The organism is Silvimonas sp. JCM 19000, from assembly GCF_054652575.1.
In genome coordinates, this window is the sequence record NZ_BAAIHC010000004.1 from 11,805 (window position 1) to 26,778 (window position 14,974).

At 58.8% G+C, this 14,974-nt stretch carries 13 protein-coding genes; 10 read left to right on the forward strand and 3 right to left on the reverse strand.

Annotated elements, in window-relative coordinates; genetic code table 11:
* Positions 1-10: 10 nt before the first annotated feature.
* Complete coding sequence (gene pepN, locus ACYQ1A_RS05140) at positions 11-2,653, reverse strand: aminopeptidase N (RefSeq protein WP_499360758.1); 2,643 nt, start codon at positions 2,651-2,653, stop codon at positions 11-13.
* A gap of 671 nt (positions 2,654-3,324) precedes the next feature.
* Between pepN and ACYQ1A_RS05145 the strand changes: the two genes are divergently transcribed.
* Together ACYQ1A_RS05145 and ACYQ1A_RS05150 are read left to right on the forward strand one after the other, a co-directional pair.
* Complete coding sequence (locus ACYQ1A_RS05145; protein WP_499360759.1) at positions 3,325-4,992, forward strand: nitrite/sulfite reductase; 1,668 nt, start codon at positions 3,325-3,327, stop codon at positions 4,990-4,992.
* Positions 4,985-5,485: a DUF934 domain-containing protein gene (locus ACYQ1A_RS05150; RefSeq protein ID WP_499360760.1), complete on the forward strand. Its 501-nt coding sequence runs from the start codon at positions 4,985-4,987 to the stop codon at positions 5,483-5,485. Before ACYQ1A_RS05145 ends, ACYQ1A_RS05150 begins: the two co-directional genes overlap by 8 nt.
* 83 nt (positions 5,486-5,568) lie before the next feature.
* On the opposite strand, the gene ACYQ1A_RS05155 is transcribed toward ACYQ1A_RS05150, so the two are convergent.
* Positions 5,569-6,006: a MarR family winged helix-turn-helix transcriptional regulator gene (locus ACYQ1A_RS05155; RefSeq protein ID WP_499360762.1), complete on the reverse strand. Its 438-nt coding sequence runs from the start codon at positions 6,004-6,006 to the stop codon at positions 5,569-5,571.
* A 171-nt stretch (positions 6,007-6,177) separates the two neighbouring features.
* Here ACYQ1A_RS05155 and ACYQ1A_RS05160 point away from each other — a divergent pair, with 171 nt between their 5' ends.
* The 3 genes from ACYQ1A_RS05160 (at position 6,178) to ACYQ1A_RS05170 (ending at position 8,182) form a co-directional block, all read left to right on the forward strand.
* Positions 6,178-7,314 (forward strand): aminotransferase-like domain-containing protein, encoded by a 1,137-nt coding sequence (locus ACYQ1A_RS05160; RefSeq protein ID WP_499360764.1) that lies wholly within the window; start codon positions 6,178-6,180, stop codon positions 7,312-7,314.
* Positions 7,315-7,403: 89 nt separating this feature from the next.
* On the forward strand, positions 7,404-7,814 hold the full coding sequence (locus ACYQ1A_RS05165) for a hypothetical protein (protein WP_499360766.1): 411 nt from the start codon (positions 7,404-7,406) through the stop codon (positions 7,812-7,814).
* A gap of 227 nt (positions 7,815-8,041) precedes the next feature.
* On the forward strand, positions 8,042-8,182 hold the full coding sequence (locus tag ACYQ1A_RS05170; RefSeq protein WP_083458775.1) for an entericidin A/B family lipoprotein: 141 nt from the start codon (positions 8,042-8,044) through the stop codon (positions 8,180-8,182).
* Between the two features lie 79 nt (positions 8,183-8,261).
* Here ACYQ1A_RS05170 and ACYQ1A_RS05175 read toward each other — a convergent pair whose 3' ends face one another.
* A complete protein-coding gene (locus ACYQ1A_RS05175) occupies positions 8,262-9,704 on the reverse strand; it encodes a CHASE3 domain-containing protein (protein ID WP_499360768.1) in 1,443 nt (480 codons plus the stop codon).
* A gap of 320 nt (positions 9,705-10,024) precedes the next feature.
* Between ACYQ1A_RS05175 and ACYQ1A_RS05180 the strand changes: the two genes are divergently transcribed.
* From ACYQ1A_RS05180 to ACYQ1A_RS05200, 5 genes are all read left to right on the forward strand, one after another.
* Positions 10,025-10,561, forward strand: coding sequence for a ferritin-like domain-containing protein (locus tag ACYQ1A_RS05180; protein ID WP_062222601.1), 537 nt, complete (start codon positions 10,025-10,027; stop codon positions 10,559-10,561).
* Positions 10,562-10,662: 101 nt separating this feature from the next.
* Positions 10,663-11,298, forward strand: coding sequence for a response regulator (locus tag ACYQ1A_RS05185; RefSeq protein ID WP_053936651.1), 636 nt, complete (start codon positions 10,663-10,665; stop codon positions 11,296-11,298).
* Between the two features lie 93 nt (positions 11,299-11,391).
* The gene (locus ACYQ1A_RS05190) at positions 11,392-11,853 is read left to right on the forward strand and encodes a response regulator (protein ID WP_499360770.1); all 462 of its coding nucleotides are present in this window, start codon (positions 11,392-11,394) and stop codon (positions 11,851-11,853) included.
* Positions 11,854-12,057: 204 nt separating this feature from the next.
* Positions 12,058-12,363, forward strand: a complete 306-nt coding sequence (locus tag ACYQ1A_RS05195) for a hypothetical protein (RefSeq protein ID WP_062222597.1) — start codon at positions 12,058-12,060, stop codon at positions 12,361-12,363.
* A gap of 580 nt (positions 12,364-12,943) precedes the next feature.
* Positions 12,944-14,944, forward strand: a complete 2,001-nt coding sequence (locus tag ACYQ1A_RS05200; protein ID WP_499360772.1) for a DUF1800 domain-containing protein — start codon at positions 12,944-12,946, stop codon at positions 14,942-14,944.
* The last annotated feature ends 30 nt before the right edge of the window (positions 14,945-14,974 follow it).

Here is a 14,974-nt window from a genome sequence, read left to right on the forward strand (position 1 = left end):
CCCGCCACATTTATTGCCCGGCTTGCAGCGCCTTGCTGACAATTTCAAAGGTGTCCGACGACAAGCCCGGTTCGCGCGCAATGCGTTCCAGCTCGGCTTTCATCAGTGCGCGACGGCCCGGCTCCAGCCGCGTCCAGCGGTTGAAACACGCAGCCATCCGCGCTGCGATTTGCGGATTAAGCTTGTCCAGTTGCAACACCCGGTCGGCGGCAAAGGCGTAGCCATAGCCATCGGCCGCATGGAACGCCACCAGATTGGAATGGCAGAACGCACCGATCAGCGAGCGCACCTTGTTCGGGTTGGTAATGGCAAAGGCCGGGTGTTCCATCAGCTTTTGCACCCGGCTCAGCGTGCCCGGACGGTCGCTCAGCGCTTGCAGCGCAAACCATTTGTCCATCACCAGCGCGTCGTCCTGCCACATGGTGGCGAAGTCTTCCAGCCAGGTTTCGGCGCCGTCGCGCTGGATCAGCGCTTTGAGCGCGGCCAGACGGTCGGTCATATTGTCGGCGCGACGATACTGGTTGCTCAGCAGTTCGGCCATCATCGGCTCGTCCAGCTCGGCCAGATAGCTCAGGCACACATTCTGCAGACTACGCCGTCCGGCTTCCTCGGCGCTGTAGCGATAGGGCGCGCCAGTGTGGTGTTTCTGATAAGCCGCAAACAGTTGCGAGCGCAGCTCACGCGCCAGCGATTGTTGCAGGCCGTGGTGCACCGCGTGCAGACGGGCCGGATCAACGTCGCTGAGCGCTTCAAACAGATAGTTCTCGCTGGGCAGTTCCAGCATCAACGCCACTAGCGCCGGATCCAGCCGGTCTTGCGTCAGCAGGCGCGCAAATGCCGCCACCAGTTGTTCCGGTGCTTGCGGCTTGCCTTCGCTGCGATACAACTGCAGCAGCAGGCGCACCAGATAGGTATTGCCGGCTTCCCAACGCGCAAACGGATCGGTGTCGTGTGCAATCAGGAACACCAGTTCGTCGTCGGTATACGGATAGTCCAGCTTCACCGGCGCGGAGAAATCGCGTAGCAACGACGGCACCGGTTTGCTGCTGATGCCGGTGAACACATAGCTTTGCTCGGCTTCACGTACATGCAGCACGCGGCTGGTCAGCGGCTCGGCCGGGGCGTCTTCGCCTTGCAGAACCAGCTTGAGTTCAGCGCCAGATGGGTCAAGCAAGCCCATCGCCAGCGGAATGTGATAAGGCAGTTTTTCTGGCTGGCCCGGCGTCGGCGGGGCCGACTGGCGCACGTTCAGGGTAAAGGTTTGTGCGGTCGCGTCGTAGATGCCTTCCACATGCAGTTCCGGCGTACCGGACTGGCTATACCAGCGCTTGAACTGGGTCAGATCAAACTGGTTGGCATCCTGCATGGCATTGGCAAAGTCGTCGCACGTCACCGCCTGGCCATCGTGGCGCTTGAAGTACAGATCCATGCCTTTGCGAAAGCCATCGCGGCCGACCAGCGTCTGGTACATGCGGACGACTTCGGAGCCCTTCTCATACACCGTCGCGGTATAGAAGTTATTGATTTCGAGATACGAATCGGGGCGGATCGGGTGCGCTTGCGGGCCGGCATCTTCCGGAAACTGGCGTTCACGCAGCACGCGCACATTGGAAATCCGTTGCACGGCGCGGCTGCCGATATCGCTGGAGAATTCCTGATCGCGAAAAACGGTCAGGCCTTCCTTGAGCGACAGCTGGAACCAGTCGCGGCAAGTCACGCGGTTGCCGGTCCAGTTGTGAAAATATTCGTGGCCGACCACGGCTTCGATGCCGTCAAAGTCAACGTCGGTGGCGGTTTCGGGCTTGGCCAACACATATTTGGTGTTGAAGATGTTCAGGCCCTTGTTCTCCATCGCGCCCATATTGAAGTCGGATACGGCCACGATCATATAGGTATCGAGGTCGTATTCCAGGCCAAAGCGTTCTTCGTCCCATTTCATGGCGGCTTTGGCCGAGGCCAGCGCGTGATGGCATTTGTCTTGTTCGCCCGGCTCAACCCAGACTTCGACATTGACGGTTTTGCCACTGGCCGTGGTGTGGCGATCGGCCAGCACCACCAGCTTGCCCGCCACCAGCGCAAACAGGTAGGACGGTTTCTTGAACGGATCAACCCATTTGACCCAATGGCGGTTCTTGTCCAGATTGCCCTGGCCCACGCGATTGCCGTTGCCCAGCAGCACCGGATAGCGGGTTTTGTCCGCCACGATGGTGGTGGTGAACTTGGCCATGACATCGGGCCGGTCCAGATAATAGGTAATGCGGCGGAAGCCTTCGGCTTCGCACTGGGTAAAGAAATTGCCGCTGGATACATACAGGCCGCTTAGCGTGGTATTGCTCAGCGGATTGATGCTGTTGGCAATTTCCAGAATGGCTTCGTCCGGCAGATCGGGCAGCGTCAGCGTTTGCTCGCCCAGGGCGTATTCCGTTGCCGTCAGCTGACGGCCATCGACCTTGATGCTTTCCAGCGTCAGTTCTTCGCCATTAAGCACCAGCGGCGCGCCGGCCACGGGATGGGCCGGATTGCGCTTGAGCACCAACCGCGACAGCACGCGCGTGTGGGTTTCTTCCAGTTCAAAGGTCAGATCGACGCGATCGATCAGGAAGGCGGGCGGGGTGTAATCAAGGCGCTGAATGGCGGTTCTTTGTTCTGTCATGACATACCTGGATAAGGTTGGGCGCAACGCGGGTAACAGGGGGGCGGGCTGTAAGGCCCGGTCGCACGGGTAAGTGCTCGTGGCGAATATGGTAGCCCCCGCTCCCAAAATCAAGCTTTTTGAGAGGGGGGCGCTGCAGCGGGCCATTTGCGTCCCGGCGGTACTCAGAATCCTCATGGCCCACCTGGCCACTCCGGTTCTTCCGTTCCGGCGGTACGCAAACTGACCCCACTGCAGCGCCCCCGACACGGCTTTGTTGATTCTTGCAATGCGCTTCGCTGTTGCTGGGGCCAGGTCAAAAGCGGAAGCCGGAGCGACGGGGTGCATAGGGTGGGTCGAGACCCACCGTCCAAAGTGGCTGGAGCGGGGCGCCGCCGACACGGCTTGGTTGATGCTGCGAGGCGCTTCGCTGTCGCGGGGCCAAGTCAAAGCCAAAGCCGAAGGGAGGACTGTTTGAAGGTGGGGTAGGGGGGAATTGCGGGAGTGCGTGGGGGCTTTGCGGTGGCGGACGTCGCGGTGGATTGCGGTGGCGTAAATGCATTTATCAATTTGATCGATAACGCTTATTTATATTCCCGGTTGCGATTTGGTCAGGCTTAAAGAATCTTCAGACATTTAAACGACGCTGGTATCATCCGCGGTTACGCAATCATTCTTTGGCAGCAGCCTGTATGTACGTTTACGACGACTTTGACCAGAAAATCGTGGATCAGCGCGTGGCGCAGTTCCGTGATCAAACCCGCCGCTATCTGGCCGGTGACCTTACCGAGGATGAATTCCGCCCGCTGCGTTTGCAGAACGGTCTTTATATCCAGCGTTATGCGCCGATGTTGCGGGTGGCCGTGCCGTACGGTGAACTCAATAGCAAACAGGTGCGCATGCTGGCGCATATTGCCCGCACTTACGACCGCAATTACGGGCATTTCACCACGCGCCAGAATATCCAGTTCAATTGGCCTGCTTTAGAAAACGTGCCGCAAATTCTGGCCGAATTGTCGACGGTGCAAATGCATGCCATCCAGACCTCGGGCAATTGCATCCGCAATACCACCAGCGACCAGTTTGCCGGCGTGGCGCATGACGAAATTGTTGATCCGCGCCCGTGGTGCGAAATCATTCGGCAATGGTCCACCTTCCATCCCGAATTTGCGCATTTGCCGCGCAAGTTCAAGATTGCGGTAAATGGCGCGGTCGAAGATCGTGCCGCCATTCTGGTGCACGATATCGGCATCAGCATCGTCAAGAACGAAGCGGGCGAAACCGGCTTTGCCATTTATGTGGGCGGCGGTCTGGGTCGCACCCCCAGCGTGGGCGCGCTGATCAAACCGTGGTTGGAAAAACAGCATCTGCTGTCTTATCTCGACGCCGTATTGCGCGTGTATAACCGCTATGGCCGGCGCGATAACAAATACAAAGCGCGGATCAAGATTCTGGTCAAAGCCATGACCCCCGAGGCGTTTGGCGCCAAGGTGGAGCAGGAATGGGTACATCTTAAAGACGGCCCCACCACCTTGACCGATGCCGAAATCGCGCGCGTTTCAAAATTCTTTGTTGATCCGGCCTACGAAACCCTGCCGGGCGACGACGCGGCTTATCTGGCCGCCAAGGCCTCCAATCCGGCATTTGCCCGCTGGGTGGAACGCAATGTCTTTGGCCACAAGCAAGCCGGCTATGCCGCAGTTACGCTGTCGCTGAAGAAAACCGGCGTGGCGCCGGGCGACGCCACCGATGTGCAACTCGATGCCGTGGCGGATTTGTCCGATGCCTATAGCCTGGGCGAAATCCGCGTATCCCACGAACAGAATCTGATTCTGCCCTACGTGAAACAGGCCGATTTGTTCACCGTTTGGGAAAAAGCCAAAGAGATCGGTTTTGCCACGCCGAATATTGGTTTGCTGACCGATATCGTGTGCTGCCCCGGCGGTGATTTCTGTTCGCTGGCCAATGCCAAATCGATTCCGATTGCCGAAGGCATCCAGCGCAAGTTTGATGACCTGGATTATTTGTTTGATCTGGGCGAACTCGATATCAATATCTCGGGCTGTATGAATTCCTGTGGTCACCACCACGTCGGCCATATCGGGATTCTGGGCGTGGATAAGAGCGGCAGCGAGTGGTATCAGATTTCGCTGGGCGGCCGTCAGGGCAAGCACGCGGCGCTGGCCAAGGTGATCGGCCCGTCGTTTGCGCAAGAAGCGATTCCGGATGTGATCGAGCAGATCATCAATGTGTACGTCGAATCGCGCGAAGAAAACGAACACTTTATCGATGTGGTAGACCGTCTGGGCATTGCTCCCTTCAAGCAACGCGTTTATGCCAAGGAGCTGGCGCATGACTGACATCATCAAGCATCGCCAGATTGTGGCGGACGACGCGCAATTGATCCGCCTGAATGAAGACGGCAGCTTTGCTGAATTGCCAGCAGCAGGCCGGGTGATTGTGCCGCTCAAACAATGGTTGGCCCAGCGCGACGCATTAAAAGCGCGCGGTGAAGTGGGCGTATGGTTGGCCAGTGACGAAGAAGCGGAAGCCATTGCCGACGATATCGATCAACTGGCGCTGATTGCCCTGGATTTCCCGGCGTTTATTGATGGCCGCAATTACTCCAATGCACGTTTGCTACGCGATCGCTTTGGCTATAAGGGCGAATTGCGCGCGATAGGCGATGTGTTTAAAGACGTGATTCTGTATATGAAACGCTGCGGCTTTGATGCCTTTGCCGTGCGTGCCGATAAAGATATCCATGAAGCGCTGAAAGGCCTGGATGACTTTACCGAGTATTACCAGGCGGCCACCGATGAACCCTTGCCGCTATTCCGCCGCCGCGCCTGAACGACAGGGAAGCACACAAAAAAAACGGGGTACGCCATAGCGTGCCCCGTTTTTTATTGCGCCGCATAAGCGCGCTGGCTGCGTTAGACCACATCGGCCAGCGCACTGGCTGCCAGGGCGCGCATTACGCTTTGCCAGCCAGCGACAGCCTGCGCCCCGGCATTTTCAAATACTTCATTCAGCAATTCATATTGCGGCCCGGATAGTGCGGCTTCCAGTTGTTTGCCCGCGGCGGTCAGGGTCAGGCATTTAACCCGGCGATCTTCTTCATCGGGCGTCGATTGCACCAGACCGGCATCAACCAGCGCTTTGAGTGGTCCGTGCACGGCTTGTTTGCTGACGCCGAGTTTTTCCAGCAAACCATTTACCGAAATACCGGGGTCGCGATTAATAAAGTGCAATAAACGATGATGCACGCGATTCCAGCCGCGTTCGTCCAGCAAGGCATCGGGCGCGGCGGTAAAGGCGCGGTAGGCAAAGAACAGTAGTTCTTGCGCTTCATTCAGGTGTTTCGGGTTCATAAATTAAGGCTCAGTAGCTGATCACGATATAGCCAGCGTGGCGCGGTGCAGATCGTGCGTAAGCGCAAACTGTGCTGCTGAAAAACAAGGGTCAATGATATTGACATCATTCAGCGTAACAAAGAGCATAAGGTCAAATTGATTGACCTTTTTTGACCGCCGGAGTAAGCCATGTTTGCCCAACGTATTGAACGCCTGACGTCCTCGCTGGTGCGGGATATCCTTGCCGCCGCCAGCCGCCCCGGCATGATTTCGTTTGCAGGCGGACTACCGGCCAGCGAGGCGCTATTTCAGCCCACTGCGGGCGATTTTGCTGTGCTGGACTGTGCGCAATATGGGCAGACCGAAGGTGAGCCGCGCTTGCGCGAGCTGATCGCGCAACGCGGTCGCGCCATGGGTATCGATTGCACGGCGGCCCAGGTTTTGATTCTGAATGGCTCGCAGCAAGGCATCGACCTGGTGAGCAAGCTGTTTGTGGAAGAGGGCACGCCACTGGTGGTAGAAGCGCCCGCCTATCTGGCAGCGCTGCAAGCCTTCAAATTATTCGGTGCGGCGTTGCGGCCGGTCACGGTGGATGCGCAAACCGGCCCGGTCTGGGCTGAACTGCGCGATGCCTTGCCGACCGCACGTTTGTGTTATCTGACGCCGACATTCCAGAATCCGTCCGGCTATTGCTACAGCGAAACCGAACGCGCCACCACCGCCGAATTGCTCGACGCAGCGGACGTGCCTTTGTTTGAAGACGACCCGTACCGCGCGCTCAGCTATGACGGCCCGGCCCCGGCCCCTATCGTGGGTCGCTTGCGTAAAGCGCGCTGGGTTTACCAGGGTTCGTTCTCGAAAACACTGGCGCCCGGTTTGCGCCTGGGCTTTTTGATTGCGCATCCGGATCTGATCACACCGCTGACGCGTTTAAAGCAAGCGGCTGATCTGCACAGCAATCGCTTTAGCCAGCATCTGGTGGCCAATTTGCTGGCGGCAGAGCGGCTGGACGCGCACGTCGCCGCCGCCCTGCCGTTGTACCAGGCGCGGCGTGCCGCCATGGATGCGGCGCTGCAGACGCACCTGGCCGACAAAGCCAGCTGGCGTTTGCCCCAAGGCGGCTTGTTTTTCTGGGTACGACTGCACACGCCGCGCGATACCTACGCCCTGATGCAACAAGCATTAGCAGCAGGTGTGGCGGTGATGCCGGGCGATGCGTTTTATCAAGGCACGGCACCGGCCAGTTATTTGCGGCTGAACTTCAGCCATGCCCACGAGGCTGATATCGCCAGCGGCATCGCGCGGCTGGCGGCCTTGATCGCCTGAGGCGCAGTGCAAATTGACAAAAAGCCGGTGGTTGCCGCGCCATCGGCCCGCGTACAATGGCGCGTTTTGCGATCCTTAGAGAAGCAGCAATGCGCGCGAGCAAGTTTCAGAAAGGCCAGTTAATCCTGCTGGCTGTGGTGATCGTGGTGGGCGTGGGCTCGATGTTGCTCGACGTGACCGGCGTTGGCAGCAAAGGCGGTGCGGGCGCGCCCCTGAGCGTGGGCGGTCAGGCCGTAGCGGCACGCGCTGGCGCTTATGCCTGCGCTTATGCAGACACCGCACGCAAGACGGTCGAGCTGATCGCGCAAGGCAATCAGGACAAATTCGAGACCTTTTTTGATAGCAACGAGTGCCGCGAGATCGATCGCGATCTGAAGCTGGAAGTCGTGGCGCTGGATGGCGACTTTGCCCAGGTGCGCGGCCCCGGCACTTTCTTTGGTCGTAGCGGTGGCGTATGGGTGCCCCCCGGCATGCTGCACGGCGTGGCAGCCAGACCGTAAAGCAAGCTCCTGGTTGAAACCGGCGTGGCAGTGAGCGGCGTCGCAGTCGGCGCTACTGTAGGAATCCGCTCTCCGCAGGTCGCGCGGCGGCGATGACATCGCCCGGCCCGACCGCTCCCTACACTGCAAGCGTCATGGAGGGAACCGGTGAAACAGCCGGAGTCGGCCTGGATTGTCCGCTCGGACCATCCACCCATCCCCCGGCCCAATCAACAAGGAGAAACAGAATGAAGCGTGCTGCCGTAGTAGCTGGCCTGTTGGCCATGTTGGCCCTGAGTGCTTGCAACACCGTTGCCGGTGCAGGGCAAGATGTACAGTCCGGTGGTCAAAAGCTGGAAAACGCTGCAGACAAGGCCAAGAACAACTAAGGCTTTGGTCATGCCAATCAACAACGGGCCGGATGCGCATGCATCCGGCCCGTTTCTATTGCGGGCGCCCGGATCGGGTTTAGCGCTGGCCCGCCAGTTGCGGCGGCAGATTGCTGTCCAGCAAGCGTTTGACGCTATTCAGGGGTAGCAGGGCGCGCGTGAATACGCCCTGGCCCGGCGCACTGCGGATCTCCATGCGTCCGCCAATGGCAATAACCCGATGCCGCATGCCTTGCAGACCATGGGTACCCTCGGGCAGCGCGGTCATATCCATGCCCACGCCGTTGTCTTCGATTTCAAGTTTGAGATGCTCGGTATCGACCAGCATGCTCACGCTGACCTTGCCGGCTTCGGCGTATTTGGTGGCGTTGTTCAGCGTTTCTTGCAGTATGCGATAGGCGATCAGGCCCAGTACGTCGTCGATGCGCGCGTCTTCATCCGGCAGGGTCAGGTCCAGTTGCCAACCACAACGTTGCGCCGCGTCTTCCGCCAGTGAGCGCATGGCGGCGACCAGGCCAAAGGTGGTCAGCAAAGAGGGATGCAGTTCTTGCACCACGCGGCGCTTGAACTGGATGCCCTGGTCCAGATTGCTGAGGGTTTTTTCCAGCTTGGTCAAAATGCGCGGCGAGCTATCGCCCAACTGGCGCTGCACCCACGAAATATCCATTTTGGTGGCGGTGAGGATGGCGCCGAGCTCGTCATGCAGATCGCGCGCCAGCTTGGAGCGCTCGCGTTCCACATCCACCTGATATTCCAGCGCCAGCCGTTCCAGTTGCCCGGTACGCTCGGCCACAATCTGGTCCAGTTCGGACTGGCGTTGCTGCAATACCAGCGCCTCATCAGTGCGGCTCTCCAGCTCGGCCAGCAAGCGCCGCAAGCTCCACAGCACCAGCGCAATCACCACAATCCAGCCCAGTGCGACCGAGACGCGCAAACCCAGCACCATCCATTGGCGTACATCGCGCTGGGCCGCTAGCGCGCCGGTTTCGGCGGCAACGATGTTATTGATATGTTCAGTGATTTGCTGGCTGGCTTTCAGGCCGCGGTCGGTGGCGATGATTTCGCGCGCTCGCTCCAGATCGTTCTTGCGGCCAAAGTCGAGCGAGAGATCCATTTCGGAAATCTTCTCGCCGATCTGTACGGACAAGGTCTGGATCTCGGCACGGTTACGGTCCGGCACGCTTTCCGGCACATTGCGATAACGCTCAGCCAGATCGTCTATCAGCCGGCGCGCGCCCTGGATGGCATCGTTATACGGCGCCAGGTATTGCGTGCTGCCATTGACCAGAAAGCCGCGCTGTGACGATTCGGCTTCCAGCAACTGGGTGCGCAAGCGGAATAACAACAAGATGCGCGCGCGCGTGGCGCCGATTTCTGCGCCTTGCTGTTCCGAGATGCGGATCAGGTTTTGCGTGGCCACGATGGCCAGCAGCGCACCCAGCGCGCAAGCGGAGAGGGCGAGCGAAACGCGCCAGCCGATGCGGCGTAGCGCGTGCTGAAAACGGACGAGCTGGTTCTTCATGTGCGAAAACAAATTGGCGATTCTTCTGATTTTGTAGGAATGCGCTTACTTTAGCTTCAGTGCGCATACTCTGTTGACCGTTGCCCCGGATGAATACATTAACCGTCAAGCATGCAGGACGATACAGGGGGTTGAGCGACTTGATCAAACCGCCTGCAAGGTACTGCCAGAGTGGTTCGTTGTGACCACTGATATTAGATAGCGCAAAAAAAGCAATGTAGCCGGTTTTTGTCGTAGCACGGCAATGACCTTCACTTAGCCACGCTGCCGCGCCGCCTGGTTCCGTCTAGCGAAACCAGGGCCGGTTTCAGGAGCCAGCCATGAACGCCAACGCCGAATTCAATATGGACGTCGAAGAAATTCGCCGTCGTGCCCGTCAATCCGTGTTTGATGGGGCCCAGACCTTTACATACGAAGGCGATGTCAACGCCGTCATCAAGATGCTGAACGAAGCCCTGGCCACCGAACTGGTCTGTGTGCTGCGTTACAAGCTGCATCACTTTGTGGCCACCGGCATACTGTCTGAGCCGATCGCCGCCGAGTTTGCCGTACATGCCGACGAAGAAATGTCGCACGCCAACAAGATTGCTCAACGCATCGTCCAGCTGGGCGGTGCACCGGATTTCAATCCGGAAGGTTTGCTGTCGCGCTCGCATTCCGATTACGTGGCCGTAGACAAGCTGGATGATATGATCCGCGAAAATCTGGTGGCCGAACGCATCGCTATCGACAGCTACCGCGAAATGATCCGCTATCTGGGCGATAAAGATCCCACCACGCGGCGTATGCTCGAAGAAATTCTGGCAGTAGAAGAAGAACACGCCGACGAGCTGTCTGACTGGCTGGAGCGCGGTTAACAGACAGCAGCTATGCGGGCCGGTGCGCGACGTCGCCACTGCCCGATTTTGATGGCCCGGCAAGGCACGGGTCCAGGACACTGAGCGAGGTTAAGCAGCAAATGAAAAAACGCATTTTACTGGTGGATGATCACGGTATTGTCCGCTCGGGTCTGCGCTCGCTGATCGAGCAGGAAGACGACCTGTCGGTGACCGGCGAGGCCGCTTCGGGTATGGAAGCGCTGCAACTGGTGCGCAAGCAGGAATTTGATATCGCCATTCTCGACATCTCGATGCCGGACAAGAACGGCGTGGATACCCTGCGCGATCTGCAGCATATCCGTCCCGAACTGGCTGTGCTGATTCTGTCGGGCTACGCGCAAGAGCAATATGCGCTCAACCTGATCCGCGCGGGCTGCCGTGGCTATCTGTCCAAAGATTCGGCGCCGGAAGAAATCATCAAGGCCATCCGTACCATCTGCAACGGTCGGCGTTATCTGTCGCCCGAACTGGCTGATCTGCTGGCCTCCGAGCTGACCCGCCCCAGCGACAAGCGCATGCATGAAACGCTGTCGGAACGCGAATTCCAGGTGTTCTACAAACTGGCCAGCGGTAAATCGCCCACCGAGATTGCCTCTGAGCTGTTCTTGAGCGTCAAGACCGTCAGCACCTACCGTGCCCGTGTGCTCGAAAAAATGAATCTGCGCACCAATGCCGATCTGACCTATTACGCCATCAAGAATGAGCTGATCAGCTAAGCGCAGCAGGCATGCGGCCGCAACGCCGCCACGCCGCAACACCCAGGTAACACAACGCTACCGGCGCGTTAGCCTCCGGCAGGCAGGAAAAAAATGGCAGTCAATCTGATTGAAGGGCGCACCGCACGGGCCGATGACTCCCCGCCAGAAGGGGTGATCGACGTCATGTTGGTGGAAGATTCGGCGCTGATCCGCGAAGCGCTGGTCGATGCCTGCGCGGCGTCGGGCAAAGTCGCGTTTTCGGCTTTTGCCGCCACCGCACGCGAAGCGGTGGATATTTTGCGGGACCGTACCTTTCCGCTGATCATCATCGATCTTGAATTAATGGAAGGTACCGGCTTTGATGTGCTGACCTTCCTGGCACAGCCCGAGCAGGAAGGGCGTCGCCCGGTGCGCATGGTGCTGACCAACCATGCGTTTGCCTTGTATGAAAAGCGTGCCCGTATGTTGGGCGTCGAGTACTTTTTTGACAAATCGCTGCACTTTGATGAAGCCGTGTCGACGCTGGAACGCGAAGCTGCGCGGCTGGCCGCTTTAGGCCGCACCACCCACTAAGCGGCACAGAACCGCATCGGCACCACCCGCTCCGGCGGGTTTTTTTCAGCCTGACGCCGATGTCTGCATCGGGGCAGTCCGGTATAAAACTTGCTTTGGTCAAACAATCGCGCCAGCCAGTGCGACAACGGCGCGCGATAAGGAACACGCGGCGCGTGTTTACCGGACAACGGCGCCAGCTGGCGCCACGCAGGGAGCGGTCTGATGCAAGCGTATGTCGAGTTTCTTGGTCATTTGCCGCAATTCCAGTACGACGCCGCGCGGCACAGCGCCACCCACTTGCTTAGTGGCGCCACCGTGGTGTGTGTTGACGGTTCAGATGAGCATCATCAACTGTGCGTGCATTTTCCGGGCGCGGCACATGCAGATTGCGAAGTCGACGGCGCCAAGCTCACCTTGCTGTACATCCACGAGGCTGCCTCGATGGGGATAGCCACCGCGGCGGAATATTCGGCCACCCTGGTCAATATGCTGCTGAAGGCGCAAAACGGCGGCAGCCCGTCGCCTTGACGGCTTTGGTCGGCATGCGCCATGCCGTAACGCCCCACGTTTAGCCTGCTCTCTGGTTTACCCGGGCAGCCCATCCTGGCCCGCTTGCCCGGCCCTCGCGCCCCCGCAGCGCGCGCAAGTTGCAATTCCATCCCTTGGGCCGCCCCACTCATCCCGCTTGCCTAACCGCCTGTCTTTTGGCGCCAGCTTACCGCCTGCCCAGGATTCGCCCTGGTGAAAGCAAAAATGCTTACGCGCCATCTGGCAATGCCTGGCCTGTTTCTTATCTTTGCTGTAATCAATATTTTTGAAGGTTTTTCCGGGCTGGTGCCGACGTAACAAAAAATATTCAACAAATACAATATGTTGTGTTGATATTTACGCCAGTATTTTTCGGCTTACGCTTGCTCGAAATCAATAATCCTACATAAGAAGTCAGCTTGGATGTATGGATTTGTCAATCAATAGGCACATCCCTTGCCGCAACGTCAAGGGTTAGTACTTCATCGAATACTTATTTAGTGGCCTAATTCACCCCAAGCAGCACTGGCAAGGGCCAGCGCAAACGGTCAAGTCGGCATCGGGTGAAGGGGTTAGGCAAATGGGTAAGGTCAACTACAAAGTACAGGCAGCGCGTAGTGCGCTTGCAGTTGCGATGATTGCTGCACTGGCCGCATGTGGCGGTGGTGGCGGTGGCAGCAGCAGCAGCGCAACCGTGGGTAGCACCAGCGACAGCGCGGCAGCAGCGGGCAGCACCAGCAGCAATACCAGCAGTGCGGCGGCCGTCACCGTCGTGACCGCAACCGGCAGCAGCGCCGCGACCGGTGCCACCACCAACGCCGCCAGCGCCACCGCCAGCTTGCCCACTACCAGCAGCAGCAGCGGCAGCACCGCCACGGTGGGCACTGCAGGCACCACCACGGTTACCACCGTTACCGCAGGCACCATCACCAGCACCGCCCCCGGCAAGACCGTCGCGCCCACCGTTGCCGGTGCCGCTGATGAAACGGTAACCCCGGTGACCCGCGCCGACGCCCAACGCCTGCTTGAACAGGGCGCATTTGGCCCGACCGAATCCGATATCGCCAGCGTGCAGGCCCTGGGTGTCAAAGGCTGGATCCGCCAGCAGATTGCCACTTCGACCACTGGCTACCCCGGCTACTTTTATGTCGACCCTTTCCTCGGTGCGGCGTGCGGCAATGAAAAACACATCATTGCGCAATCGACCGATGCGCTGGCTATCAAATGGTGCAGCCGTGATTTCTACGGTCCGGCACCGATCCAGCGCAAGTTCTTTACCAATGCACTGAACGCCCCCGACCAGTTGCGCCAGCGCGTGGCCTTTGCCTTGTCGCAAATCTTTGTGACTTCGGGCTACGAAGCCTATGCGCAAGCTGATTATCAAAACATGTTGCTGAACGACGCGTTCGGCAACTTCAAAACCCTGATGACCGATGTAACGCTGCACCCGACCATGGGTGACTGGCTGGATATGGTCAACAACGACAAGCCCAACGCGGCCAAAGGCATCCAGGCCAACGAAAACTATGCGCGTGAGTTCATGCAATTGTTTACCGTCGGCACGCAAATGCTGAACGCCGACGGCACCACGCAACTGGACAGCAACGGCAAGCCGGTGGCGGTGTATACCCAGGCGCAAGTGACCGATCTGGCCCGCGTGTTTACGGGTTGGTCTTATCCGCCGCATGACGGTCTGGCGCCGAGCTGGAACGCCGGGATCAACCATATGGGCAAGATGATCGCCTTTGATGCGCACCACGATACCGATGCCAAGACCATCATCGGCGGCGTAACCCTGGCCGGTGGCCAGACCGCGCAAGCCGATCTGGATGCGGCAATGACTGCGGTGTTCAATCACCCGAATGTGGGCCCGTTTATCAGCAAGCAACTGATCCAGAAACTGGTGACCAGCAATCCCACCCCCGCCTATGTCGGCCGTGTGGCGGCGGTGTTCAACGATAACGGTGCCGGTGTGCGCGGTGATATGGCTGCGGTAGTCATGGCCATCCTGACCGATAGCGAAGCACGTGGCGACGTCAAGACCGATGCCAACTACGGCAAGCTGCGTGAACCGGCCGTGTATATGGCGTCGATCCTGCGTACCCTGGGCGGCACCACCGATGGCGTCGGTCCGTCGTACTGGGCCAGCCAGCAAGGCCAACCGCTGTTCATTTCGCCTTCGGTGTTCAACTACTACTCGCCGTCGTATGTCGCTCCGGGCACCACCCTGTACGGGCCGGAATTTGGTGTGCTCAATACCAGCTCGCAAATCCTGCGCAGCAACTTTGTGGCACAGATCATCTTTCTGGGCGGCGTGCCGGCAGATACCTCGGTGACCGGTTCGATTGGTACTCATACCGATCTGCTGGGCAAGTTTGGTGGTTACAGCGATCGCGCTGCCGCCGTGGCCAAGTTCAACGACGTGCTGCTGCACAACTCGCTCAGCACGCAAGGCACCGCAGCGATCATGCGTTACCTGAACATGCTGACCAACGCACAAGTGACCTCGATGCCGCGTCTGCTGTCCGCTGATAGCACCTACCTGATCCTGACTTCGCCGCAATACGAAATCCAGAAATAACAAGCAGGTTGTAGCGGTCCTTAAGCCGGG